This window comes from Blautia sp. An46, assembly GCF_002161645.1.
GTDB lineage: Bacteria > Bacillota > Clostridia > Lachnospirales > Lachnospiraceae > Blautia > Blautia ornithocaccae.
Genome location: NZ_NFIF01000005.1, coordinates 1 through 26,356, shown reverse-complemented (window position 1 = coordinate 26,356; position 26,356 = coordinate 1). Strand labels below are relative to the sequence as shown.

At 45.5% G+C, this 26,356-nt stretch carries 24 protein-coding genes; 2 read left to right on the top strand and 22 right to left on the bottom strand.

Annotated elements, in window-relative coordinates:
* Positions 1–127: 127 nt before the first annotated feature.
* Complete coding sequence (locus B5G00_RS05500) at positions 128–1,252, top strand: DUF362 domain-containing protein (RefSeq protein ID WP_087269765.1); 1,125 nt, start codon at positions 128–130, stop codon at positions 1,250–1,252.
* 119 nt (positions 1,253–1,371) lie between these two features.
* Here the strand turns inward: B5G00_RS05500 and ilvA are convergent, their stop codons facing one another.
* From ilvA to B5G00_RS05450, 10 genes are all read right to left on the bottom strand, one after another.
* Positions 1,372–2,583, bottom strand: a complete 1,212-nt coding sequence (gene ilvA / locus B5G00_RS05495) for a threonine ammonia-lyase (RefSeq protein ID WP_087269762.1) — start codon at positions 2,581–2,583, stop codon at positions 1,372–1,374.
* Between the two features lie 19 nt (positions 2,584–2,602).
* A complete protein-coding gene (gene ftsY, locus B5G00_RS05490; protein WP_087269760.1) occupies positions 2,603–3,547 on the bottom strand; it encodes a signal recognition particle-docking protein FtsY in 945 nt (314 codons plus the stop codon).
* A gap of 9 nt (positions 3,548–3,556) precedes the next feature.
* The gene (gene smc / locus B5G00_RS05485) at positions 3,557–7,117 is read right to left on the bottom strand and encodes a chromosome segregation protein SMC (protein WP_087269757.1); all 3,561 of its coding nucleotides are present in this window, start codon (positions 7,115–7,117) and stop codon (positions 3,557–3,559) included.
* Positions 7,108–7,818: a ribonuclease III gene (gene rnc / locus B5G00_RS05480; RefSeq protein WP_087269753.1), complete on the bottom strand. Its 711-nt coding sequence runs from the start codon at positions 7,816–7,818 to the stop codon at positions 7,108–7,110. The genes smc and rnc overlap by 10 nt, the downstream gene beginning before the upstream one ends.
* A 77-nt stretch (positions 7,819–7,895) precedes the next feature.
* Positions 7,896–8,126 (bottom strand): acyl carrier protein, encoded by a 231-nt coding sequence (gene acpP, locus B5G00_RS05475; protein ID WP_087269750.1) that lies wholly within the window; start codon positions 8,124–8,126, stop codon positions 7,896–7,898.
* A 12-nt stretch (positions 8,127–8,138) separates the two neighbouring features.
* Entirely contained in the window at positions 8,139–9,167 is a 1,029-nt protein-coding gene (gene plsX, locus B5G00_RS05470; protein ID WP_087269747.1) for a phosphate acyltransferase PlsX, read from the bottom strand.
* 110 nt (positions 9,168–9,277) lie between these two features.
* Complete coding sequence (locus B5G00_RS05465; protein ID WP_087269744.1) at positions 9,278–9,868, bottom strand: hypothetical protein; 591 nt, start codon at positions 9,866–9,868, stop codon at positions 9,278–9,280.
* A 283-nt stretch (positions 9,869–10,151) separates the two neighbouring features.
* Positions 10,152–10,337, bottom strand: coding sequence for a 50S ribosomal protein L32 (gene rpmF / locus B5G00_RS05460; RefSeq protein ID WP_087269741.1), 186 nt, complete (start codon positions 10,335–10,337; stop codon positions 10,152–10,154).
* 3 nt (positions 10,338–10,340) lie between these two features.
* Positions 10,341–10,868: a YceD family protein gene (locus B5G00_RS05455; protein WP_087269738.1), complete on the bottom strand. Its 528-nt coding sequence runs from the start codon at positions 10,866–10,868 to the stop codon at positions 10,341–10,343.
* 58 nt (positions 10,869–10,926) lie between these two features.
* Positions 10,927–12,129 carry an acetate/propionate family kinase gene (locus B5G00_RS05450; protein ID WP_087269735.1) on the bottom strand — a complete coding sequence of 401 codons (1,203 nt, stop codon included), beginning with the start codon at positions 12,127–12,129 and terminating at the stop codon, positions 10,927–10,929.
* A 403-nt stretch (positions 12,130–12,532) separates the two neighbouring features.
* Between B5G00_RS05450 and B5G00_RS05445 the strand changes: the two genes are divergently transcribed.
* Positions 12,533–13,804, top strand: a complete 1,272-nt coding sequence (locus B5G00_RS05445) for a tRNA(Met) cytidine acetate ligase (protein ID WP_087269732.1) — start codon at positions 12,533–12,535, stop codon at positions 13,802–13,804.
* 83 nt (positions 13,805–13,887) lie between these two features.
* Here B5G00_RS05445 and B5G00_RS05440 read toward each other — a convergent pair whose 3' ends face one another.
* The 12 genes from B5G00_RS05440 to B5G00_RS05385 all read right to left on the bottom strand — a co-directional run bounded on the left by B5G00_RS05440 (position 13,888) and on the right by B5G00_RS05385 (position 26,238).
* Entirely contained in the window at positions 13,888–14,115 is a 228-nt protein-coding gene (locus tag B5G00_RS05440; RefSeq protein WP_087269727.1) for a type II toxin-antitoxin system MqsA family antitoxin, read from the bottom strand.
* 2 nt (positions 14,116–14,117) lie between these two features.
* Positions 14,118–14,432 carry a DUF4258 domain-containing protein gene (locus B5G00_RS05435; RefSeq protein ID WP_087269724.1) on the bottom strand — a complete coding sequence of 105 codons (315 nt, stop codon included), beginning with the start codon at positions 14,430–14,432 and terminating at the stop codon, positions 14,118–14,120.
* A 200-nt stretch (positions 14,433–14,632) separates the two neighbouring features.
* Complete coding sequence (locus B5G00_RS05430) at positions 14,633–15,943, bottom strand: FtsW/RodA/SpoVE family cell cycle protein (RefSeq protein ID WP_087269721.1); 1,311 nt, start codon at positions 15,941–15,943, stop codon at positions 14,633–14,635.
* A gap of 3 nt (positions 15,944–15,946) precedes the next feature.
* A complete protein-coding gene (locus B5G00_RS05425) occupies positions 15,947–16,276 on the bottom strand; it encodes a PadR family transcriptional regulator (protein WP_087269717.1) in 330 nt (109 codons plus the stop codon).
* Between the two features lie 295 nt (positions 16,277–16,571).
* Positions 16,572–16,898 (bottom strand): hypothetical protein, encoded by a 327-nt coding sequence (locus B5G00_RS05420; protein WP_087269714.1) that lies wholly within the window; start codon positions 16,896–16,898, stop codon positions 16,572–16,574.
* 24 nt (positions 16,899–16,922) lie between these two features.
* Positions 16,923–18,287, bottom strand: coding sequence for a PFL family protein (locus B5G00_RS05415; protein ID WP_087269711.1), 1,365 nt, complete (start codon positions 18,285–18,287; stop codon positions 16,923–16,925).
* A gap of 33 nt (positions 18,288–18,320) precedes the next feature.
* Positions 18,321–18,593 carry an ACT domain-containing protein gene (locus B5G00_RS05410; protein WP_087269708.1) on the bottom strand — a complete coding sequence of 91 codons (273 nt, stop codon included), beginning with the start codon at positions 18,591–18,593 and terminating at the stop codon, positions 18,321–18,323.
* Positions 18,594–18,608: 15 nt separating this feature from the next.
* On the bottom strand, positions 18,609–19,406 hold the full coding sequence (locus B5G00_RS05405) for an MBL fold metallo-hydrolase (RefSeq protein ID WP_087269705.1): 798 nt from the start codon (positions 19,404–19,406) through the stop codon (positions 18,609–18,611).
* Positions 19,393–19,995 (bottom strand): dephospho-CoA kinase, encoded by a 603-nt coding sequence (gene coaE, locus B5G00_RS05400; protein WP_087269703.1) that lies wholly within the window; start codon positions 19,993–19,995, stop codon positions 19,393–19,395. Before coaE ends, B5G00_RS05405 begins: the two co-directional genes overlap by 14 nt.
* A 26-nt stretch (positions 19,996–20,021) precedes the next feature.
* Positions 20,022–22,667 (bottom strand): DNA polymerase I, encoded by a 2,646-nt coding sequence (polA, locus tag B5G00_RS05395; RefSeq protein ID WP_087269700.1) that lies wholly within the window; start codon positions 22,665–22,667, stop codon positions 20,022–20,024.
* A gap of 113 nt (positions 22,668–22,780) precedes the next feature.
* Positions 22,781–24,271: a UDP-glucose--hexose-1-phosphate uridylyltransferase gene (gene galT, locus B5G00_RS05390; RefSeq protein WP_087270151.1), complete on the bottom strand. Its 1,491-nt coding sequence runs from the start codon at positions 24,269–24,271 to the stop codon at positions 22,781–22,783.
* Between the two features lie 536 nt (positions 24,272–24,807).
* The gene (locus tag B5G00_RS05385) at positions 24,808–26,238 is read right to left on the bottom strand and encodes an IS110 family transposase (RefSeq protein ID WP_087269697.1); all 1,431 of its coding nucleotides are present in this window, start codon (positions 26,236–26,238) and stop codon (positions 24,808–24,810) included.
* Positions 26,239–26,356: the final 118 nt, after the last annotated feature.

Here is a 26,356-nt window from a genome sequence, read left to right as displayed (position 1 = left end):
ACAAAATTACGAATCAGGAGAACAGTTAAATTCACTCTTTCTTCATTTAGGCTAAAATTCTTATTGAATAATTCTCCCCCATTGTCTAAAATAGTAGAAAAGCTCAAAAACAGGAGGAAACAGAATTATGAGTTCTTCAAAAGTATATTTCACGGATCTTCGGGCAAAAAACGGAGACAATCTGCTCCAGAAGCTTCAGCGTCTGATCAAAACAGCAGGCATTGGAAATATCGATTTTGAAAATAAGTATGTGGCCATCAAAATCCATTTCGGAGAGCCTGGAAACCTGGCATTTCTCCGTCCCAACTATGCAAAAGCAGTAGCCGATGTAGTAAAAGAACTGGGAGGAAAACCATTCCTTACAGACTGCAATACTCTGTATGTAGGGGGAAGGAAAAACGCTCTGGACCATCTGGACAGTGCTAACCTCAACGGCTTTAACCCTGTTACTACCGGATGCCAGATCCTGATCGCAGACGGATTAAAAGGCACAGATGAAGCCCTTGTTCCCGTAGAAGGGGGAACCTATGTAAAGGAAGCCAAAATTGGCCGGGCTGTTATGGATGCCGATATCGTCATCTCCCTGAACCATTTCAAAGGCCATGAGGCAGCCGGATTCGGAGGCGCTTTAAAAAATCTGGGTATGGGATGTGGTTCCAGAGCCGGAAAAATGGAAATGCACTCTGCCGGAAAACCCCATGTGGATCAGGACCTGTGCATTGGCTGTAAGATGTGCGCCAAAATCTGCGCCCATGACGCTCCTCAGTTTGAAAATAAAAAAGCTTATATTGACCATGAAAAATGTGTAGGCTGCGGAAGATGTATCGGTGTCTGTCCAAAAGATGCTGTGCTGGCCGCTTCCGATGAATCCAACGACATCCTGAACTGCAAGATTGCAGAATATACCAAAGCCGTAATTCAGGGGCGTCCCAGCTTCCACATCAATCTGGTCATTGACGTATCTCCTTACTGCGACTGCCACGGAGAAAATGATGCTGCCATTGTGCCAAATGTCGGAATGTTCGCCTCTTTTGATCCGGTAGCCCTGGACGTAGCCTGCGCTGATGCAGTAAATGCTCAGCCGGTGATTCAGAACAGCAAACTGGGCGACTGCGATGAGGAAGAACGGGCTGCTCATCACCATGATCACTTCCACAGCATCTTCCCGGATACCAACTGGGAATCTGCCATAGACCACGGCGTTGCCATTGGTATTGGAAATAAGGAGTATGAGCTGATTACTGTAAAATAAATCTTTCCACATAAAAAGGATGGGCCGCCGGGCAAAACGCCTGGGATTCCCATCCTTTTTCTTTTCTATAGATTTCCCCTGTCAGCAGTCCGCCTCCTGGCAATCCGTCCAACACTATTTTACAGACTTGCTGTTACCAGTTTTGGCCGGAAACCTGCTTCCTCAAGAGCATCCAATATCTCTTTCTTATGATCTGTGCCGAAAGCTTCCATGGTAATCCTCAGTTCTACAGCAGCATTTCGATTGGTGCTGACAAACTGATTATGCTCCAGCTTGATTACATTTCCCTGTTTTGCGGCAATAATACCAGCTACCCGCACCAGTTCTCCTGGCCTGTCCGGCAGAAGAGTTGAAACTGTAAAAATCCTGTCTCTGGCGATCAGTCCGTGCTGAACCACCGAAGCCATGGTGATCACATCCATATTGCCGCCGCTTAAAATAGATACCACTTTTTTATTCTGGAATTTCAGGTGTTTTAATGCAGCAACTGTAAGAAGACCGGAATTTTCTACGATCATTTTATGATTCTCCACCATATCCAGAAAAGCCACTACCAATTCATCGTCTTCCACGGTAATGATCTCGTCTACATTCTTCTGAATATATGGGAAAATATGATCTCCCGGACGCTTTACTGCGGTTCCGTCGGCTATGGTATTTACGGCAGGAAGAGTCACCACTTCGCCTTCCTCCAGGGAAGCCTGCATACAGTTGGCGCCGGCAGGTTCCACGCCAATCACTTTGATGTTGGGATTCAGCAATTTTACAAGAGTGGAGACTCCTGTGGCCAGACCGCCTCCCCCGATAGGAACCAGGATATAATCTACCAGTGGAAGTTCTTTGATAATCTCCATAGCAATGGTTCCCTGACCGGTAGCAACTGCCGGATCATCAAAAGGATGGATAAAGGTATAGCCGTTCTTTTCGGCCAGCTCGTAAGCATGGTCACAAGCCTCGTCATACACATCTCCATAAAGGACTACTTCCGCCCCATAGCTCTTAGTCCTTTCCACTTTTATCAGAGGTGTGGTAGTAGGCATAACAATTACTGCTTTTACTCCAAATGCTTTTGCAGCATAGGCAACCCCCTGGGCGTGATTTCCTGCTGAAGCTGTGATCAAACCTTTTTCTCTCTCCTCCTGGGAAAGAGTGCTGATCTTGTAGTAAGCTCCCCGAATCTTGTAAGCTCCCGTAACCTGCATATTCTCTGGCTTTAAATATACTTTATTTCCTGTCTGGCTGCTGAAGTAATCACTGTATACCAGCTTTGTTTCCTGAGTAACTTTCTTTACAACCTCTGCTGCCTCTTCAAATTTATCTAATGTCAACATTCCTCGCCCTTCTTTCTATCTATTCCTGGTCCTGAGCTCCTGTATTAAACAGAGCATTTACAAATTCATCCGGATCAAATTTCTGAAGATCATCAATGGTCTCTCCCACTCCGATATATTTTACCGGGATCTCCAGTTCGGACTGAATTGCCACAGCGATTCCGCCTTTGGCTGTTCCGTCCAGTTTCGTCAGAATGATACCTGTAACATTGGCTACCTCGTTAAACTGTCTTGCCTGAGCCAGAGCATTCTGTCCCGTAGTTCCGTCCAGAACTACAAGAGTTTCCAGATAAGCCTCCGGGTATTCCCTGGCAATGATTTTATAAATTTTTCTCAGTTCTTCCATAAGATTTTTCTTATTGTGGAGTCTTCCAGCTGTATCACAGAGAAGCACATCTGCATCCCTGGCCTTAGCTGCCGCTATGGCATCATAGACTACAGAAGCCGGATCTGCCCCCTCCTGGCCACCGATAAGCTCTACTCCAGCCCGATTGGCCCACTGAGTAAGCTGTTCTCCTGCAGCCGCCCGAAAGGTATCTGCTGCTGCCAGTATAACTTTCTTTCCCTGACTTTTCAATTTTCCAGCCAGTTTTCCTACAGAAGTGGTCTTTCCTACTCCATTGACTCCTATGACCAGGACCACAGATTTCCGTTTTTCGAATTCATAGGCCGTCTCCCCTACCGCCATCTGCTCCTTAATGCTGTCCATAAGAAGCTGCTTGCACTGAGAAGGATCTTTAATGTGCTGCTGGGCCACCTGTTCCTTCAACCTTTCAATAATAGCCGTAGTGGTATTGATCCCTATATCTCCCATGACCAGAATTTCTTCAATCTCTTCATAAAAATCATCATCTATGCTGGAATAGCCGCTGAAGATAGAATCAATTCCAGAAACAATATTTTCTCTGGTTTTGGAAAGCCCCTCTACCAAACGTTTAAAAAAACCTTTTTTCTCTTCTGCCATAATATCCTCCTATTTATCCAGATCGCGCTCGATCAAGTCTACAGAAACCAGGGTGGATACTCCTTTTTCCTGCATGGTGATACCATAGAGACGGTCTGCCGCCGTCATGGTACCGCGTCTATGTGTTATAATAATAAACTGTGTGTTTTTTGTCAACTTATGCAGGTACTGAGCATACCTGGTAACATTAGAATCGTCCAGAGCCGCCTCGATCTCGTCCAGAAGGCAGAAGGGAGAAGGCTTCAGATTCTGGATAGCAAAAAGCAGGGCAATGGCGGTAAGGGCCTTCTCTCCTCCTGAAAGCTGCATCATATTCTGAAGCTTCTTTCCCGGAGGCTGGGAAATAATGCGGATTCCCGCTTCCAGAATATCTTCCTCCTCATCCAGCTCGATGGTTCCCTTTCCTCCTCCGAAAAGCTCTTTGAAAGCCTTGTCAAACTCAGTTCGGATCTGTGCAAACTTCTCTTCGAACTGACGTCTCATACCTGTATCCAATTCCTGAATGATTCCCAGAAGTGTTTCTTCCGATTTCACCAGATCTTCATGCTGGGTCTTCATAAAATCATGGCGCTGGGAGATTTCTTTGTATTCTTCAATAGCATTTACATTTACATTTCCCAGCTGCCGGATCTCTGTCTTGATCTGCTGAATCTCCTTCTTGATCTCGTTTCTCTCTTTTGTCTCTTCCAGAGCCTGTTCTTTTGCCTGGCCGTATGTAAGCTCATACTCTTCCCACATATAATTTGTCTGGGATTCCTGCTCTTCTTCCAGTTTTTCCTTCTGCCCCTGAAGGCGGTAACTCTCCTTATCAAGAAGATTCATTCTGGATGACAGTTCATCCCTTCTGGCAAAGAACCCTTTGTGTTCTCTGGTCATCTCCTCTTTCCTGCCCAGGGCTTCTTTCATCTTTTCCTGGTCTCTCCTGGTTTCCTCTTCTCCGGCCTTTATGGTCTCCTTGAGCTGGGAGATTTCTTTTTCTTTTTGAAGGATATCTTCTTTGCCCTGCTCCATGCTGGCTCTCAGACTATCCTTCTGTCTCTCAAAATTCATAATTTCTTCCCGGATACGGTTCAGGTTTTCCAGGACAAATCCCTGTCTGGAGGTAAAGCCTGCAGATTCCAGATGGATTTTTTCCAGACTTGCGGAAATCTCGGCCTCTTTTTTCTTCTTTTCTTCCAAAAGGGTCTGATTTTTATTGATTTCCTCTTCCAGATATTTTTCCTGACTGTCGCTGGTCTCCAGTTCTAACTGGATAGACGATGTATTTTCCCGGATTTCTCTGATCTGTTTCTCCAGGTCTTCCTTCTCCAGTTTCAGGCTTTCATATTCCTTACGGATTTCTTCTTTCTTTCCACCCATAGAATCCAGATTAACCTGAACGGTATTCTCCCGGATATACTGCTCCTGGAGCTGCTCCTGAATGGAGGCTGACTGGTCTCTGCACTGGTTTCTCTTATTCCGGTACTCCTCCAGTTTTTTCTGCATATCCTCCATATCTTTTTTCAGTTTTTCCACAGCATCCTGAAGTTCTTCAATCTCTCTGCGTCTTCCCAGAAGATTGCTGTTGTTTTTAAAGGAACCTCCGGTAAGGGAACCTCCCGGATTTAAGGATTCTCCCTCCAGAGTCACCATACGGATGCTGTAGTGATATTTTCTGGCTATAGCGATTCCATGGTCAATATGGTCCACTACCAGAGTCCTTCCCAGAAGATACACGGCAAGGCCCTGATATTCCTGGGCGACTTTGACCAGGTCACTGGCAATCCCTATTACCCCAGGCTCCCCCAAAGCCTGAGGATTATTCAGGGGCTTCTTATTATTCATACTGGTAAGGGGCAGGAATGTGGCTCTTCCGTATTTATTTTTCTTCAGGAAACTGATCAGCTCTTTTGCTGTTTCCTCATTATCTGTAACAATATTCTGGATACTGCCCCCCAAGGCTGTCTCAATAGCTGTTTCATACTCCTTTTCCACTTTGAGGATATCTGCTACTACTCCGCGGATTCCCGGCACCCTCTTTTTCTGTTCCATGACTCTTCGGATGCTGTTTCCATATCCATCATAGCGTTCTGTAATATTCCGCAGGGATTCCAGCCTGGAAGCCTCTCTGTGGTAAGCAGTCTGCCCTACTTCCAGCTGCTGGTTTCCCCTGGATATCTCCGCCTGATACTTTTTGATCTGATCTTCACACCGGTTTCCCTGGCGTATCAGCTTTTCAATAGTCTCTTCGATTTCCTTCTTCTCTTCCAGATACTTTTCCCCGGAATCCTGGAGCTTTGCCGCCTCACTCTTTAACGTAAGATATTTCTGGTTCAACTCTGTTCTGCGCAGAGAATTCTGTTCCATCATCGTATCGTAACGCTGAAGCTTTCCTTTGGTGGAAGCCCGCAGGTTCAGGATTTCTATGATCTCATTTTTATCTCTCTCCACCTTTTCTTCCAGGCTGTGGATTTCCATTGCAGTGTCTTTAAAAGTTCCCTGGGTTTCTTCCAGAGACTTCTGGAAGGCTTTGATTTTTTCCGCCAGTTCTGCCTTTTCTGCCTGGCATTTTTCCGCTTCTTCTCTCCGTTTTTCCAGATCTTCTTCCAGATTTTTCATACGGTCTTCATACTGGATATCCCTCTGGCGGCCAGAGTTTATCTGTTCCTGCAGGATATGTATCTGGTTTTCCAGCTGCTGTTTCTTTAAAGTCTTCTCTGTAGATTCCTCTCTTGCTGCCTGGATTTCTTCCTCCAGTTTTTCCAGCTCTTTTTCCAGCCTGTCATATTCTGTCCTGGTGGTCTCAAAATCCTTTGCTGTCTCTTCCAGATCCGACTGAACAATCTGATATTTTCCTTCCGTCTCCTTCATTTGGCTGCGGATACGTTCCATCTCTGCCAAGAACATCTGGATATCCAGCTGTTTCAGAGTCTCCTTTTTCTTCAGATAGACCCTGGCCGTCTCAGACTGCTTCTCCAGGGGTACAAGCTGTCTGGACAGCTCTCCCAGGATATCCCGGACTCTTGTGAGATTCTGCTGCTCTTCTTCCAGCTTTTTCAGTGCAGTATTCTTTCTTCTTTTAAACTTTACGATTCCTGCCGCTTCGTCAAAAAGTTCCCGACGCTCTTCAGGCTTTCCGCTTAAAATCTTATCAATCTGTCCCTGTCCGATGATAGAGTATCCTTCTTTGCCAATACCTGTATCGTAAAACAGTTCATTTACATCTTTCAGCCGGCAGGCAGTACCATTAAGCAGGTATTCACTTTCCCCTGAACGGTAAAGCCTTCTGGCTATGGTCACTTCCTGATAATCAATGGGCAGTTTGTGGTCACTGTTATCCAAGGTAATGGCCACATAGGCAAAGCCCAGAGGTTTTCTGGTCTCTGTGCCGGAAAAAATAACGTCCTGCATATTTCCTCCACGGAGCTGCTTGGCACTCTGCTCTCCCAGAACCCAGCGCACTGCATCTGCTACGTTGCTTTTTCCACTTCCATTGGGGCCTACTATCGCTGTGATGCCATTATGAAATTCAAAGGTAATTTTATTGGCAAAGGACTTAAACCCCTGCACGTCAATACTTTTTAGATACATAAGTCACCCTTTTTGCTCTTCAGTTTTTTAATGGCACAGTATGCTGCCTGCTGCTCTGCTCCTTTCTTGGTATGGCCGCATCCCTCTCCCAGAACCCGGTTTCCCAGCACGGCTTCCACATAGAAGGACTTGTTGTGATCCGGTCCTTCCTCTTTTACAAGTACATAGTGGACGTCTTCCTCATACTGTCCCTGGACAATCTCCTGAAGTGTAGTCTTGCTATCATAAAAGAGCTCCTTATTCTCAATATCATTTAAAATAAACCTGTGAATAAACTCTTTTGCATTAGCAAAACCACCATCCAGATAAATGGCGCCTATCAGTGCTTCCATAGCATCTGATACGATAGAGTCCCGTTTTCTTCCTCCCGTAGCCTCTTCCCCTTTTCCCAGAAGAAGATAATCTCCCAGTGGAATCTCCCTGGCGCACAGGGCCAACGTAGGCTCACAGACCATGCTGGCTCTTTTCTTTGTCAGTTCGCCTTCCGGCATATCCTGAAATTTATGGAACAGAAATTCACTGGATGTAACCTCCAGTACCGCATCTCCCAGAAATTCCAGTCTCTCATTATTCCCGCTGTAAGGAATATGGTGTTCGTTGGCATAAGAACTGTGGGTCATGGCGTTAATGAGAAGCTGAAAGTTCTCAAACTCATATCCAATCTTCTTTTCCAACTCCAAAAATTTTCTTGTATCTTTCATACGCTCTCCTTCGCAAGGAAATGGGATGCCTTCTGCTGTATTCAAGATTCCCCCAGCTCCGAAGACATCCCTGATCCTTAGCCTACTAATTTCTTGATCTTTTCTACTGCATCTCCCACAGAAACAATCTGTTCTACCTCCTCTGTGGGAATTTCAATGTCAAATTCTTCTTCAATGCCCATCATAATTTGGAAAACATCCAGAGAATCCGCTCCCAAGTCATCTACAAAAGTGGTGTCCAAAGCCACCTCCGCAGTATCAACATTTAAAACTTCAGCAATTATCTTCTGTAATTTTTCCAATTCCATGACATGCCCTCCTTATCCTTCTTTTTTCTCTTCTTTAGAAACCGAAAGGTTTTCTCCAATTCTCTCATTGATCTGCTGTTCTTTAAAAGAGATACACTGGATGATGGAATTTTTAAATTCGGTCTCTTTGGAATTTCCATGGCATTTCACCACCAGGCCCCGAAGCCCCAGAAGAGGCGCTCCGCCATAGTGACTCGCATCAAAGCTTTTCAGAGTGCTCTTTAAAGCCGGTTTGATCAGAAGCGCTCCGATCTTACTGCGAAGGGAAGACATCAGCCCTTCTTTTACCTTGGAAAGAAGGGTGGCCCCCAGCCCTTCATACAGTTTCAGGATCACATTTCCCACAAAGGCCTCTGTAACAATAACATCAGCTGCTCCTGAAGGGATTTCTCTTGCTTCAATGCTGCCGATAAAATTAATATCTTTACATTCTCTCAGCAAAGGATAGGTTTCCTTTACCAGGGCGTTTCCTTTCTCCTCTTCCACTCCGATGTTTACGATACCTACCCGGGGATTTTTTACTCCTACCACATGCTCCATATAAATTGAGCCCATTTTAGCAAACTGAACCAGATGAGAAGCTCTGGCATCTACGTTGGCGCCACAGTCAATGAGAAGGGATACTCCATTCTTTGTAGGGATAAGAGGGGCAAGAGGGGCTCTTTCTACTCCCCGGATCCTTCCCACGATGGTTGTACCTCCTACCAAAATAGCTCCGGAGCTTCCTGCAGATACAAAAGCATCCGCTTCTCCTTTCTTTACCATCTTCATAGCCACTACAATGGAAGAGTCTTTTTTCCCTCTGATAGCTGCCACCGGCGGCTCTCCTGTTTCGATCACCTGACTGGCGTTGATCACCCGAATCCTTTCTTTGGGGTAAGAACAGGCTGACAGTTCTTTTTCTATCACTTCCTGTTTTCCTACCAGCAGCACTTCCACATTTTCTTTTTCCTTTACGGCAGCTACTGCACCTTTTACAGCCTCTGTGGGAGCATAATCTCCTCCCATAGCATCTACTGCCACTCTGATCAAATTCTCCATGTCAATCCTCCTGTCATACTAACAATGATTGTACTAGACATCTGTAAAAAATGCAAGAGGCCGCCGTCTGTTTCACTTTAGACGCCAGCCTCTGAAAACTATCTATAAAATCAGCCCTGATTCTCCTGATCGCTGTTTTCCGTACTTCCTGCTTCCTGTGTTTCTCCCTCTGAGGTTTCTGTCTGCTCCTGTCCTTCCTGGCTGTCATCAGCCGTAACAATCACTTCTGCAGTAGCACTGGTAACTCCATTGCTGGAATTTCCTATAGTGCTGGTAGCCACAACATAATAATAGGTGGTTCCTGCCTCCTCTGTGGAAGGAACATAACTGTTTTCTGTGGCTCCTTCAATAAGGGTACCCCCGCCATTTTTATTTGTGGAGGACTGATACCACTGATATGTGATGGTGCCTTCATCTGATGTAGTCGCTTCTACTGTCAGTGCTTTTGCAGTGTCACCTGTTTTATAGGTAACGGATCCGCTCAAGTCAGTTGTCAGTTCCGGTTTTGCAACTTCTACTTCCGGCTCTGTTACTGTTTCTTCTTCCTGAGTTTCTTCTTCCTCAGTACTATCTCCACTATTTGTCACCTGATTTACAATTTCCTGGGCCTGTTCCTGTATCTGACTGCATCCTGTCATTGCAAAAGCAAGACATCCTGCACTAAAAAGAACCAGACCTTTTTTTACCCATTTATTTTTCACTATAACATTCCTCCTTATAGCAATACTCCCTTTAGCAATGTAATACTATAGGTTTCCAGGCATTCCGCCTATACAGTCCTGACAACATATTAACTTATTTTTCAACTGTCTGCAAGGTTTTTCCTGAAAATATTACAATTTTATTAAATAATTATTTCTATATCCATGTTACGGTAGATATTTCCGCCTGAAGGGCATATATTCTATAGGCAGTCCGAAAGTCTTTTTTATAAAACAAATAAGGTCCTGAGGCATACGCCCCAGGACCTGCAAGCTGCATGTTTTATGCTTCTTCCATTTTGATAATCTCTCTCTTGTTGTAGCTTCCGCATGCACGGCAAACTCTGTGTGGCATCATTAATGCGCCGCACTTGCTGCATTTTACCAAATTGGGAGCGCTCATTTTCCAGTTTGCTCTTCTTTTATCTCTTCTAGCTTTAGAAGATTTATTCTTTGGACAGATGGACATAGGTTACACCTCCTTAAATTTGCTAAATATATCACGGATTGCCGCCATTCGTGGATCAGGACTTGACTGATCACAGTTACAAGAACCTTCGTTCAAATCTTTGCCGCATACCGGACAGAGACCACGGCAGTCCTCTCTACATAGAACCCTTAAAGGCCAATGGATTAAAATCTCATTATGCACTAACTGCTCTACGTCCAGGCTGCAACCTGTGACATAATTAATTTCATCTAAGTCTTTTATCCTGTCTTCTCCAGAAGCCTTCATATCTACTTCCTGCTCCATGTCTATGGGAAATTCTGTAGGAATCTCCTTCAGGCACTTATCGCAGGGAATCTTTACTGTAATATGACCTTGGACTTCTATCTTGAGAACCTTATTTCCTGTGTTTGTAATAGTCACAGTCAAAGGCTCCTTCTCGGCTACTGGGAATTCTCCCAGTCTGCTTTGAAAGGAATCCATGGAAACAGGCGCTTCCACAACCTGTGTCTTTCCTTCCAGGGATAAAATTTCTGATAAATCAATTAGCATAATAGTCTCCTAATCACACCTTGTCAATTATACATAGGTATCCCAGGTTTGTCAACCATTATTTCTGATTTTTTACCAGTTCTGCTGTCTCCTGGCAGATAGCCAGTTCTTCGTTAGTAGGAATAACAGCAACTGTTACTTTTGAGTCAGGAGTAGAGATTACTTTGTCCTCTCCTCTTGCCTTATTTGCTTCCTCATCCAGAGTGATTCCCAGATAAGACAGATTGTCAACAACAGTTTTGCGGACAAGAGCTGCATTTTCACCGATACCGCCGGTAAAAGCAATAGCGTCTACACCGTTCATAGCTGCCACATAGGAACCGATATATTTGATGATTCTGTAGCACAGGCAGTCAATAGCACGTTTTGCATCAGGATTTCCGTTTTCCATAGCTTCGCTCAGGTCACGGAAGTCGCTGGAAAGTCCCTGAGAAAGTCCCAGTAAGCCAGACTCTTTGTTCAGGATCCTTACCATCTCAGATATGCTGATATTTTCTTTGTTGCAGATGTATTCCAGAACAGCAGGATCCAGGTCGCCGGAACGTGTACCCATTACCAGACCTTCCAGAGGTGTAAGGCCCATGGAAGTATCTACACATTTGCCGTTTACTACTGCACTGATAGAAGAACCGTTTCCTAAGTGAGCAACGATCACTTTAGAGTTTTCCGGATCCAGGCCCAGGAATTTGATAGTCTCTTTAGAAACGAATCTGTGAGAAGTTCCGTGGAAACCGTATTTACGAACTTTGTATTTGTCATAGTATTTATATGGGATAGCATACATATATGCTTTCTCAGGCATAGTCTGATGGAAAGCTGTGTCGAATACAGCTACGTTTGGTTTTCCCGGCATCAGCTCCATACATGCCCGGATACCCATAAGGTTTGCAGGATTGTGAAGTGGTCCCAGGTCGCAGCACTCTTCAATAACAGAAATTACTTCATCATTGATAATACAGGAGTCAGAGATCTTTGCTCCGCCGTGAAGAACACGATGACCGATAGCCTCTACCTCGTCCAGGCTCTTTAATACGCCTGTCTTAGGATTTACCAGAGCGTCCAGTACCATCTTAATAGCCTCTGTGTGAGTAGGCATAGCTGCCTCTGTAACTTCTTTTTCTCCGCCTGTAGGCTGGTATACCAGTCTCCCGTCAAGTCCGATACGCTCGCATAAGCCTTTAGCTGCAACGGCTTCTGTCTCAGAATTGATCAACTGGAATTTCAGTGATGAACTTCCGCAGTTTACTACTAATACGTTCATTTTTTCTTCCTCCGCTATCATTAGATAATCTCAGGTGAGGACTTCTCGAAAAAACCGCCCAATTTACCTGTATCGAGAATATTTATACATTTTATTGCTCAGTCCGCACAACTTTGAGCCTATGGTCTCAAAGCTGTGCTCGACAAATTCGCATAAAATGTATAAATATTCCTGACATAGGGGTTCTTGGGGCAGCTCCTTTAAAAAAGACCCCACATTTAGTGATATTATACAACGTTTTAAAAGGCCATACAAGAGCGTGTTGGGGATTTTCCCGGGAAAATTGTATTCTTTTCCAAACAAGCCGTTGCCAAATTCCCGGCTGTTCCTGTATACTGGGTGGTATCACAATGCAAATCACTTTCTGTGAAAATGTATGAAATGTTAAGGAAGGAAGTTTCTTATGGAAGCTATTACAGGAATCATTGCAGAATACAACCCCTTTCACAAAGGCCACGGCTATCAGATAAAGCAAGCCCGGAAACTCACCGGTGACCGGTATGTCCTTGTGATCATGAGCGGAGACTTTGTCCAGAGAGGAGCTCCTGCTGTCTTTGATAAATATGCCAGAACCCGAATGGCTCTTCTGGGAGGGGCTGACGCAGTGCTGGAGCTGCCCTCCTGTTGGGCCTGCGGAAGTGCCGAATATTTCTCCAAGGGGGCCGTAGGAATCCTGGACGCTTTGGATTGCGTGGATCACCTGTGCTTTGGCAGCGAATCCGGAGACGTTGTTTCCTGTCAGAAGCTGGGACAAGTCCTAGACAAGGAGCCTGAAGAATTTCAAAACTTCCTGCGGGATTCATTAAAAGAAGGACTTCCCTTTCCTGCTGCAAGAAAATCAGCATTAAAAAAATATCTGGAAGCCCGTCACGACCAAAGTTTCTCCGGAGATGCCCTTTTTTCCGGAATCGAAAATTTATTGGACAGTCCTAACAATCTTCTGGGAATTGAATACTGCAAAGCCCTTTCCCGGCTGAACAGCCGGATATCTCCTGTTACTGTAAAAAGAGAAGGGGCCGGATATCACGACGAAAGCCTCTCTCAGCCCCTTTCCAGCGCCACCGCTGTCCGTCGGCTCCTTACTGGTCCAAAATACGAGGATATGCCTTTAGAAAAACTTCTGGCCTATACCCAGCCGGATTCTGTGGCTGCTTTTACAAAAGATTTACTGTCCTGGGACCTTCCTGTAACGGAAGATGATTTTTCTCTTCTTCTGAAATACCGGCTTTTGCTCCATACTCCGGAAGAGCTTGCTGGTTTTGCCGATGTGTCTTTAGACCTGGCCAGAAGGATCATCAGGGAACGAAATCATTTTGCTTCCTTTTCTCAGTTTATTTCTCTTTTAAAAACCAGAGAAATGACTTATACCCGGATCAGCCGTGCTCTCCTCCATATCCTTCTGTCCATCACCAAGGAGGATATGTCAGAAACTCCCGGCTATGTACGGCTCCTGGGCTTCCGAAAGGAAAGTTCCTCTCTTCTGCGCATGCTTCAGGACAGCAGCCGGATCCCTGTGATCACCAAAGCTGCCGATTATCGGAAAATGCTTCCGGAAGATTGCAGAAAAGCTTTTGAAAAAGATCTGTTCTGTGCAGACCTGTATGAGTCCGTAAAAGCAGAAAAATCACAGAAGACTTTTGTCAGTGATCTGCAAAAATCTCCTGTGATTCTCTGATTTTCTTAATTCCGCCAGCAGCTAGTCAAGCAAGTATGTCATCATACATGTTGGGCGGTTGCTGGGGAATTGCTGTCTCTTATTTATGCTGCCTGCTGATAATCAATGACTGCAATCTCCTGCATCAGCTTTTTAGCCATATTTACAATTACTTCCAGTTTTTCAGCCACTTCATCTGTATAATATTTCTCGCCGCACTGATCACATTCAAGACAGGGAACATTTTTAATTACAATAATACAGTTTTTATAGTTTACCACATGAGTTGTAGTGCTTTGAACAGTTGTCGCATTCTTGCAAAACATACACATAATTATTTCCCCTTTCTTCTGGTTTTCAGATCATCTTCAAATTTTCTGCTGTCTGGATAGTATGCTGTTATGATATATACATTTATACTATCACATCCAGCTACAATATGCAAAATCCTGCCGTTAACAGTATACCCAAAAATCAAACAGCTTGGGTGAGGATAATCGTCCGGATATTCTTCAATGATTTCTCCACTTGCAATTCCATTTTTAACATCTGCTCGACTGATATCACGTTCCTGCATTCGTTCTAAGCCATGTTGTGTCCAAATAATTTTAGATTCTGCACATAGTGTCTGGAATATTTTTAAATCCATTTAACCACTCCTTAGCTTATATCATGAACAATGAATGTATTTTTCACCATCACTTCCATTCATGTCATCTGCTTTAATAATATTGTAGTCCTTTAAAGTATCTGCGTCAATTAGCAGATCTGTAAAACCATAAAAGCAGAAAAATCACAGAAGACCTTTGTCAGCGATCTGCAAAAATCTCCTGTAATTCTCTGATTTTCTTATTTTACCGCCGGCTTTGCCTTCCGGCATGCCTTTTCTGAAAGGATGTTTTTATACCGGTATACACTTAACATCAGCCCAAGCAGAATATAGGATACCAACAGGTAGGAATTTCCCTTAGACAGAAAAGGCAGAAAGGTGTTCATCCCAGGGATCAGCCCAAGATTCACCAGGACATTGATTCCTGCCGGCAGAAGCAGAGACAGTCCGCTGGCAAAGCCAATCATTTTCCCAAAACGGTTTTTCCCTTTCCCTGCAATTTTTATTGCTGCGAAAATCAGTCCGAGAACTAAAACCGCAATAAAAACAGCCGCCAGGATTCCATAACAGGAGCATAAATAGCTCAGTATATAGTCACTGTTATACTCAACTGCTTTTACAACATCCATTTCTGCACCTTTTCCAAACCAGCGGCTGCCTGCCAGCATGCTGACTGCCCTGTTTTCTCCCCTTAAATACACAGTCAGGCGTTCCATTTGATAAGCTTCAAATCCATGAAAAAACACTCCCCACAAAAGGTAAAAAGCCGGCAGAAGAATAGACGCTCCCCATATAACAGCCAGAGTCCTTCCCTTCTTGATCCGGAACCATCCCTGAATAATCCCAAGAGACAAAAGGATCATACTTACAAAAAAAATAACGAAAGCCAGGCCTATATCAGGGAAAGTCCAGGCATACCATAGAGGAAATAAGGTACACAGAAAGCACTTGGCAACTCCTTTATATCCCTGCCCATAATATCTATAAAGAAGAGCTCCATATAAAGGAGGCCATAAATATAGCAAAGCTCCCAGTGAAATACTGACATTCCCGATGGATAGCCATATATAAGTTCCGTTAATCGGCATGGACAATATTCTAAAGAAAAGCAGCATCAGGATGAAACCCAAAGTCACCCACAGAGCGTTTCTTCCAAGAAAACTGTAATCCATCCGATAAACTATGAGCATAAGGGCAAAACCAAAAATTACATACAGGCTGTGGTCCAGTCCTCCAGCTATTCCTCCAGCAGGATTCTGGCTGAGTCCTGCTGCCATCTGAAGGACAATACTCAGAAGACTGACTGCTCCTACAAGAATCACCAGTCTCCAGGATATCTGGGGCCGGTGGATTCCATCCAGAGAGATTCCCGTCTGGACCGGATCTCCCATATCCAGGACAGCGGCTTTTTCCGCTTCTTCCGGTTCCATACCTGACATCCGGTTTTCTTCTATCTGTTCTTCCAGATGGCCTCTCAGCTCTTCCTCTATGAGACTTCTGGCTTTTTTACACCGGATCTGCTCCAACAGTGTCTTTAAATATTCTTCCATGTCCTAGCCCTCCCATTTCAGTACAGCAGTTACGGCAGAAGAATATTCCTCCCATTCCTCTTCCTTACATTTCAGAAGTTTCTCCCCGTTTTTCGTAATCCGGTAATACTTCCTTGTCTTCCCCAGAAATTCTTCCTCATAAGAAGTCAGAAGTTCCTCTTCCTCCATGGTGTGAAGGAGAGGGTAAAGAGTCCCTGCTTTCAATTCAAACACGTTCTGGGAACGCTTTCGCAGTGTAGTAATCATCTCATAGCCGTACATATCTTTTTCTGACAACAGCTTTAATAACAGCATTTTTACGCTGCCTGATATCCAGGCCTTATTTGCCGCCATGTACATCACTCCTTATATTGGTTATCTATATATAGATTAACTATATAGTATATTGGAAACCGATATATGTCAAGGGTTTTTCTTATTTTGGGCCACAACAGTAACCTGGTTATTCCTGTCGCCCAGTTCCTGGTCTCCTTATTCTGGGCCGTAATAGCTTGACAATCCCCTTCTTAAAAGAGAAAAGAGACCATCCCACAAAATCTGAGGCTTTACAAAAGCCTGGATTTTACGGGATGGTCTCTTTTTCGTCAAAAGGCCTGAAGCAGCATTGGCTGAAAGTCCATTCTTCGTTTTACTTTCTATATTTTATATTATTTCTCACTCTCTTCACATATCCCAGCACCAGCAGCACGCAAACTGCAAGTACCAGAATATAAGATATCGTCTTTAAAAGAAAGAAGCAGGCAGAAGCAAGAAGCAGGACTCCCGCCCAATAAAGGCATACCCTGCCTTCTCCGGAAGCCCATTTCTCCCAGTCTTCTTTGCTCATGTCTCCCATTCCTCTCAAAGGCAGTCTTCTGCCTGACAGCAGAAGCAGGCCCTTTATCAGATAATAAATTCCAAAAAGAAAGGCAAATCGGAGAATCACAGCCACTGCTGCAAGCAGCCCCTGTATCATAGAAAATCTCTCCTTTTTACAGCATCAGTTCTTGAAACTGTGTATAGGTGCCGGAATCCTTCCTCCACGGTTTACGAAATTATCACAGGAGTAGGGATTTACAGGCATGATAGGCGCATAGCCTAACAGGCCGCCGAACTCTACGGTCTCTCCCACTCCTTTTCCGATTACCGGGATCAGACGGACAGCGGTAGTCTTCTGGTTTACCATACCGATGGCACATTCATCTGCAATGATTCCTGCAATGGTAGTGGCCTTGGTATCTCCCGGAATAGCGATCATATCCAGTCCCACAGAGCAGACACAGGTCATAGCCTCCAGCTTCTCTATGGTCAGGGCATTGGCACGGACAGCATCGATCATACCCTGGTCTTCACTGACAGGAATAAAGGCTCCGCTTAATCCTCCTACATAGGAAGAGGCCATAACTCCGCCCTTCTTTACCTGGTCGTTAAGGAGGGCCAGAGCCGCTGTAGTTCCCGGGGCTCCTGCGTATTCCACTCCGATCTCGTGGAGAATATCCGCCACACTGTCGCCAATGGCCGGTGTAGGAGCCAGAGACAAGTCTACGATGCCGAAAGGAATTCCCAGACGTTTGGAGGCTTCCTGAGCCACCAGCTGTCCCACTCTGGTTACTTTAAAAGCGGTTTTCTTAATAGTCTCGCACAGTACCTCAAAATCTTTTCCCCGGACTCTTTCCAGAGCAGTCTTTACAACACCTGGACCGGAAACACCTACGTTAATAACTGCATCTGCTTCTGTGACCCCGTGGAAAGCTCCTGCCATAAATGGATTGTCGTCCGGAGCGTTACAGAATACTACCAGCTTGGCACAGCCCAGAGAGTCCTGGTCTGCAGTAGCCTTGGCGGTTTCCAGGACAATATCTCCCATAAGGCGCACAGCGTCCATGTTAATACCGGTTTTTGTAGAGCCCAGATTTACAGAACTGCATACCCGCTCTGTACAGGCCAGGGCTTCAGGAATAGAACGGATCAGCAGCTCGTCTGCCTTTGTCATTCCCTTTGCCACGGTAGCGCTGTAGCCGCCGATGAAATTTACACCTACTTCTTTTGCTGCTTTGTCCAGGGTCTGAGCCAGGGTTACAAAGTCTTCAGAGGATTTGCAGGCTGCTCCCCCTACAAGAGCAATGGGTGTAACAGAGATTCTTTTGTTTACTACAGGAACTCCGAATTCCCTGGAGATCTCATCTCCCGTTTCCACCAGATGTCCGGCAAGGGTGGTGATCTTCTCATAAACTTTCCGGTTTACCTGCTGCAGGTCCGAATCAATACAGTCCAGAAGGCTGATACCCAAAGTAATGGTACGCACATCCAGATTTTCCTGCTCGATCATTTTATTGGTCTCATTGACCTCATACATATTTATCATAATCTGTCTTACCTGTCCTTTCTCCCTGGTGTCTCAGATGCGGTGCATCTTGGTAAAGATATCCTCATGCTGCACATGGACCGCCACGCCGATTTCTTTCCCCACTTCTTCCAGTTCCTTGGAAAGTACATCCAGCTTTTTCGGGGACAGGCTGGTATCTGTGATCATCATCATATTGAAATATCCATCTACAATGGTCTGGGAAATATCCAGGATATTCACCCTGTTCTCTGCCAGATAAGTACATACCTTTGCGATAATGCCTACAGTATCTTTTCCCACTACAGTAATAATTGTCTTTTTCATGATTCTGCTCCTTTTCTAAATGGTGACCAGGTCGGATATTCTGTCCCTGTGGGCCACGGTAATCTTAAAATCTGAGGAAGTCCAGGGATTTTCTCCCATAGTCACCTCTGAGCACACGGTCTCATAGGCCAGTGCCTCGTAATTGTTTTCCTGGCTCAGATGTCCCAGAAAAACCGCTTGAAGGCGGTCATGGAGAAGCCTGCAAAGCAGTCTTCCCGCCGTCTCATTGGACAAGTGCCCCTTATTTCCCAGGATACGCTGCTTCAGATAATAGGGATACCTTCCCACCTGAAGCATGTTCACGTCATGATTGGCCTCCAGGAGAAGCACATCCAGTCCTGAAAGATTCTGGACTATGTACTCATCATAATACCCCAGGTCTGTGGCAATCCCCACAGACTTTTCTCCCTGGTTGATCCGGTACCCTACCGGTTCCGCCGCATCATGGGAGATGGCGAAAGGGTTTACCTGAAGGTCTCCGATCTGAAAAGGGCGGTCAGCCTCGATGACGTGAAAAAGATCAGGAGGCAGTTTCCCCAGACTGTTCATCCTCTGGATCGCCTCCATGGTCCCTTTTGTACAATAAACCGGTATCTCATGCTTTCTGGAAATCACTCCCAGACCTTTAATGTGATCGGAGTGTTCATGGGTGATCAGGATTCCGTCACACTCCTGACAGCTCCGGTCAATGCTGCGCAGTCCTTCCTCAATGCGCTTTTTACTGATCCCAACGTCTACCAGCAGGCTGGTGTGCTCACTTCCCACGTAAATACAGTTGCCGCTGCTTCCGCTGGCTATACTACACAGATTCATAATATGTTCTCATCCTTCGCTCGATCTGAAGATAGGTGTGGGCCACATCTTCATCGTTATATAATTGGAAGTCACAGTGAGCCTCATACTCCTCATCGGGAAGCTGATTTTCCATTACCTGGCGGATCCGTTCATCTGAATATCCCCGGTCCCGGCGAAGGCGCTCCATCCGGACTTCTTTTTCGCAATAAATATACCATATCTCGTCACAGATTTCATCATATTTTTCTTCCAGAAGAAGGGCGGCTTCCAAAAAGAAGAATTCTGTCTCTTCTTTTCTGGATCTTTCTATCTCATTCACAATGTATTTTTTCACTTCAGGGTGGATAATCCCATTGAGCTTTTTCAGCATTTCGGAATCCTTAAATACGATCTGGGCAATGGCCTGACGGTCCAGAGAGCCGTCCTCCTTTACGACCCAGTCTCCAAAAAGCTTCACCACCGGCTCATAGCATTTTCCCCAGGGCATCATCAGCATATGTCCTACTTCGTCTGCCTTTACGATCCTGGCGTCAAAATGGGCCTCAATATAATTTAAAACCGCGCTTTTCCCTGAGCCTACGCCCCCTGTCACACCGATTACTCTCATACTTTTCCCTCCTTCGTAAAAATCCGCTATTTAGCTTCATACCAGTTTTCTCCGGTATGCATATCCACTTCCAAAGCCACAGACAGCTCTGCTGCTCCTTTCATCTCTTCCTCCAGGATAGCGGCCACCCTGGGCTCTTCCTCTCTGGCTGTCTCAATGAGCAGCTCATCATGAACCTGAAGGATCAGCTTTGACTTCAGATTTTCTTCTCTGAGTCTTCTGCTTACCCGGTTCATGGCAATTTTTATGATGTCAGCAGCGGTTCCCTGAATGGGAGAATTCATAGCTACCCTTTCTCCGAAAGAACGCTGCATAAAGTTGCTGGATTTCAGTTCCGGCACCGGACGTCTTCTTCCAAACATAGTAGACACATATCCTTGTTCCTTTGCCTGTTTCACCAGTCCGTCCAGAAATCCTTTGATCTTTGGATAGGTCTTGAAATAATCCTCAATATACTGAGCAGCCTCTTTTCTGGTAATACTCAGATCCTGGCTCAATCCAAAGGAGCTGATGCCATAGACAATCCCAAAGTTTACTGCCTTGGCATTTCTTCTCTGAAGAGGTGTCACCTGTTCAAAGGGAACATGGAAGACCTGGGAAGCTGTGATCCTGTGGATATCCTGGGCCTCCCGGTATGCCTGGATCAGCTTCTCATCTCCGGACATATGGGCCAGCACGCGAAGCTCGATCTGGGAATAATCTGCATCCAGAAATACATAACCCTCTTTAGGGATAAAGACCTTCCTGAGCATTCTTCCCAGCTCTGTCCGGACAGGGATGTTCTGAAGGTTTGGCTCTGTACTGCTGATCCTTCCAGTGGCAGTAATGGTCTGATTAAAGGTGGAATGGATCCTTCCTCCTTCATCTATATAGTTGGCCAGTCCGTCTGCGTAAGTAGACTTCAGCTTTGCAAGCTGCCGGTATTCCAGGATATCCGCTACAATCTGATGATCCGGCGCCAGCTTCTCCAGCACATCTGCTGCTGTAGAATATCCGGTCTTGGTCTTTTTCCCCCCCGGCAGCCCCATCTTTTCAAAAAGAATCACTCCCAGCTGCTTGGGCGAATTGATATTAAATTCCTCTCCTGCCTCTTCCCAGATGGTTTTCTCCAGCTCTTCGATACGGACCTGGAGTTTTTCTCCATACTCCTTCAACTCTTCACCATTGACCCGGATGCCTTCCTTTTCCATATCGGAAAGAGTAAAAAGCAGAGGCATTTCAATGTCTGTAAATAAAGCTTTCATTCCTGTGCTTTCCAGAGCTTCCAGAAGGGGCTTTTGAGACTTCAGCGCCACATAAGCCATGTAGCAGATACTTTTGGCAACTTCCTCTTCTTTTTCATCAGAAGCCTTCACATAGGAAAGCTTTCCTATAAGGTCTTCTTTAGCAGGAAGGATTTCTCCCAGGTATTCCTTGGCAATATCATCATAAGTATACTGGGACTTCAGGGGATTCAGAAGATAGGCGGCGATCCCTGCGTCAAACATAGCTGTATGCTCCTGGATATCCATGTGACGGAGCATAGTCTTAATATCCAGAGAAGCAACCAGTCTGCCATGTCCGCAGAGACGGTCAGCCTTCTCCATGAGATAATCCCTTGTCAAAAATCCCTGAGGCAGAAAACAGTACACCTGAAATTTCTCTTCTTCCTCATAGGACAGCCCCAGGCCAAGGAAACTATCTCCCTCTTCCAAAAGTTCCAGGCCGATGCCTTCTTTTTCTTCTGCTTTTTTGAAGATTTCTTCTGCAAGGGCAAGATCCGTCACTGTCTGGAAATACTCTTCTGCCTTTATCTGTTCTCCCTTATCCTGGAATCTGGAAAGGAAGTTTTTAAACTCCAGCTCCTTGAAAAATTCGTAGGCCTCCTGGGTGTAGAAGTTATGGATCCTTGCCTTCTCCCGGTCCAGTTCCACAGGACTGTCGGTATTGATGGTCGCCAGCTTTCGGCTCAGCACTGCCAGATCATAATGCTCCAGAAAGGCGTTCTGGGCTTTCTTGGGCTTGATTTCCTCCACATGGGCATAAGCATTTTCTGCAGTTCCGTATTCCAGAAGAAGCTTTGTGGCAGTTTTCTCACCTACTCCCGGAAGTCCAGGAATATTGTCGGCAGAATCTCCCATCAGGGCTTTCAGCTCTATGATCTGAGGCGGCGTAAGCTGGTAGGCCTCTTTTACATCTTTTGCATAATAGTCCTCAATAGTAGTCTTTCCTCCCTTTGTCTTGGGAATCCGGATACAGATATTTTCTGTGGCCAGCTGAAGGAGATCCCTGTCACCGGAAAGAATGGTCACATCCATTCCCTGAGTTTCGCTTTTCTTTGCCAGAGTTCCCAGGACGTCATCTGCCTCATACCCTTCTTTGGATACAATATTTACTCCCATGGCTTCCAGCACGTCTTTCATCACCGGCACCTGTTCCCGCAGCTCTCCCGGCATAGGCTTTCTGGTCCCTTTATAGGCATCATACATTTTATGGCGGAAGGTAGGAGCAGGAAGGTCAAAGGCTACTGTAAGGTAATCGGGATTCTCCTCCTCCAGCATTTTAAATAGAATATTGAGAAACCCGTATATGGCGTTGGTATGAAGGCCTTCGGAATTTGTCAGATCCGGAAGCCCGTAATAAGTTCTGTTCAAAATACTGTGCCCGTCTATCAGCAGGATTTTTTCCTTCATGTCTGTTCTCCTTGTTGTTGGATAATTTCTATCTTATTCTTGTAGTATAGCATAAAGGAAACAAAAAAGACAGGCAGGAGCGCCTATCTTTTTTGTTTCCTCTGTATTTGTTCTTATAAAGCCTTTATAAAGCGGCGGAAGGCTTCCCTTCCCTCAGGTGTACATTTATAAACTCCTGCGTCCTCCAGTACATGAACGAATACCTGCCCCACTTCTTCCTGAAGGATGTCCATTACATTCTCCTTTGTGATCTCAGGATATTTTGGAAGGAATTCCTTTACCCAGACACTGTGTTTTTCCAGCATTTCATTTTCTGCAGGATCTTTTCCTTCCAATATGTATTCTGCCAGAAGTTCCAGTTCTTCCTTCAGTCTTGCAGGAAGGACAGCCAGACCCATAACCTCAATAAGACCAATATTTTCTTTCTTGATATGGTGGTACTCTGCATGGGGATGGTACACTCCTAAAGGATTTTCCTCCGTAGTGATATTATTTCTAAGGGTCAGATCCAGCTCGAACATGTCCCCTTTCTTTCTGGCGATAGGAGTAATGGTATTGTGAGGCTCTCCATCTGTTTCCGCAAAGACAAAGGCTACTTCGTCTGTATATCCTCTCCATACTTCCAGTACATGACTTGCCAGGTCAATAAGCCTTTTCTCATCCTTGCTCCGGATTCTCAGCACGGAAAGAGGCCATTTTACAATGCCTGCTTCTACATCTTCATAACCTGGAATAACAACCTCTTCTTCCATAGGAGCCTTGGCCATGGCAAAAGTATAATGTCCTCCCTGGAAGTGATCGTGGCTTAAAATAGAGCCTCCTACAATGGGCAGGTCTGCATTAGACCCCAGGAAATAATGAGGAAACAGCTTGATAAAATCAAAAAGTTTTACAAAGGTATTTCTCTCAATCTTCATAGGAATGTGCTGTCCATTGAAGACAATACAATGTTCGTTATAGTAAACATATGGAGAATACTGGAATCCCCACTGACTGTCATTAATAGTGATGGGAATGATCCGGTGGTTTTCTCTTGCAGGGTGATTCAGTCTTCCTGCATATCCCTCATTTTCCATGCAGAGCTGGCATTTTGGATAACTGCTCTGTTTTGCATTCTTTGCAGCGGCAATAGCCTTTGGATCTTTTTCCGGCTTGGAAAGGTTAATGGTGATATCTATGGTTCCATAGGGGCTTTCCACAGTCCAGCGCCTGTCTTTCTTTATGCGGTAACGGCGGATATAATCCGTATCCTGACTGAATTTATAGAAAAATTCTGTAGCCGCTTCAGAGCTTTTCTCGTACTCTTTCCAGAATTTTTCCTGAACCTGGGCCGGACGGGGAACCAGGCAGTTCATGATTTTGGTGTCAAACAGATCCCGGTAGCCAATACTATCTTCAATAATCCCTCTTTTTACTGCCTCATTTAGAAGTTCTCCCAGAATGGTCTCCAGGTCTTTGCATACTTCCTGGTCCTCCGGCTCTGTGTATTCGTCTTCATGAAATACATCCAGCAGAAGATTCGTAGCATAAACCCTCTCACACTCAGGCACCAGCCCTGTATCAATCCCATACTGTACCAGATCTCTGATATTCTTGTTCAACATATCTTTCACCCTTCTCCTTCCTATAATGTCAAGCCTAAAATCGTTGATTTTTCAGGCTTTTTCTAACTTGTTACCTCATATAAACAGAGCCAAAAGTGATGAACAGTCATAGTATCTTGTACTGAATAGCTATAGATGGGTGCACTTCATAAAGCATCCTTTGATCGATGATTATAAAGGCTATTTCCCCTCTGTTCCGCTATGATGGTGAACCTTCCGTGTCTAATGGTATCACGTACCAACTTCCTTCGTCCCACCTGTTCATACACCGAGTGCCAGCTAAGCTTTCTAACAGGGTCTATGCCCTATGGAGTAAACTCCTGCCGGCTACAGCTCTTGTTTATCTTTGATTACTTACTGACCTGACTGGTTCCGCACAGCACTATTCAGTGGACGCTACGCTGTGCCTCTCCTTGGTTGGTCTTCTGCTGACAGGGATTTTCCCCCTGTCTCCTTCGGGTTCCTTTCCAGAACCCTGCACAACTCCAGATGTTTCTGGAACTCAGCAGGATCCTGGACTCTCTCTTTCCGGCTGTTTATGCTGCCGCACTCTGCACGCTCTCCGGATACCGGATATCTTTCAGCAGTTTCTCCGGGTCATACTTTTTCCCTGTCTTCAGCATCGTATAGATCACCCGTAAGAGCTTGCACGCAATCACGACCAGCGACTGCTTCTTCTGGAGGGGATTCCCTGCTCTTGTTGTATAATGAGCATGGATCCATTTGTATTCTTCTCCATGCGCCACCGCTGACCGCGCCGCCTGAAACAGCCAGTATCTCAGCCTTTTACGCCCTCTGTGGCTGATCCGGGTCTCCCCTTTATGTTTCCCGGAACTGCAGGACACCAGCCCGAGTCCGCTTAATTTCTGGATCTCTTTCACATCGTCAAACCGGGTGATATCGCCCATTTCCGCAAGGATCCCGGCAAGGATCTTCCCGCCAATCCCGGGAATCTCCAATACGTTTTCCGCATGGGGGATCTCCCCGCATTTCCCCTCCAGCTTATTTTCTATTTCTGCAAGCTCTTCGTCCAGCTCCGTGATCTTCTCCGCAAACCACCGCACTGCTTCCTTTCCGGCTGCTGTGCCTTCTTCCAGTCCTATGCTTGTTTCTGCGTACTTTACAATCTCCTCAGCCCTGCTGTAGCCGCGTCCTCTCAGCTTTGCTTTATGCCAGATATCCCGCAGCCCTTCTGCTCCCAGCCGGAGGATATCCTCCGGGAACGGCGCTTCTTTCAGGACCGCAATACAGAATGCACTGTCTATCTTCCCGAATGCGTCCTTATATTCTGGGAAGTAGATCTTCATCTCCCTGTGCAGCCGGTTCATGTGCCGGTTCCGGTCTTCCATAAGCTGTTCCCGGAACATCGAGAGCCTGCGCAATTCTGCGTATACTTTTTCCGGCAGATACGGCATTCCGTAATTCCCGTCTTTCACAAGGTTTGCGATCAGCTTCGGGTCTTTCCGGTCATCCTTCTGCTGGCTGTTATCCTCCAGTTCCTTCGTCTGTTTCACGGCGTAGGGGTTTACCTGGACTACGCTGATCCCGTTTGAGATCATCCATGCCGCAAGGCAGAACCAGTAATGGCCGGTGGGTTCAAGCCCTAAGACGATCTGTTTCTTATCATTTGCAGCCGCAAGCTGTACCGCCCAGTCACGGGCCTTTTGGAATCCCTCAGCATCATTTTCGAATGCGAGCGCCTTCTTGCTCAGTTCCCTGCCCCTTGTATCGATTGCCCTGACATAATGTGTCTCACTGCCGATGTCACATCCAACGATCAGCATGTCATCGCTGATGAAGGAGAGTTTCTCATTCTTGCTGAATTTCCCCTGAGTTTCGAGATCTCTCCAGGTAAAGGATCTCATTTCACTGAGTATACGGTTCGCTTTTTCTACCATCTCCCTCTGTTCCTGTATATTCATCACAGAATTAACTTGATTGTTTGCTCTTTTTGTTTTACTATTCATTTCAGATACCTCTTGTGTTTTTAGATTTTACCAACTCGCCAGGTCAGTAATAATCTAAATTTACTTGAGGTATTTTCTTTGGTCAACTCCTTGATTTATAGTATACAGGAAGCTTTCT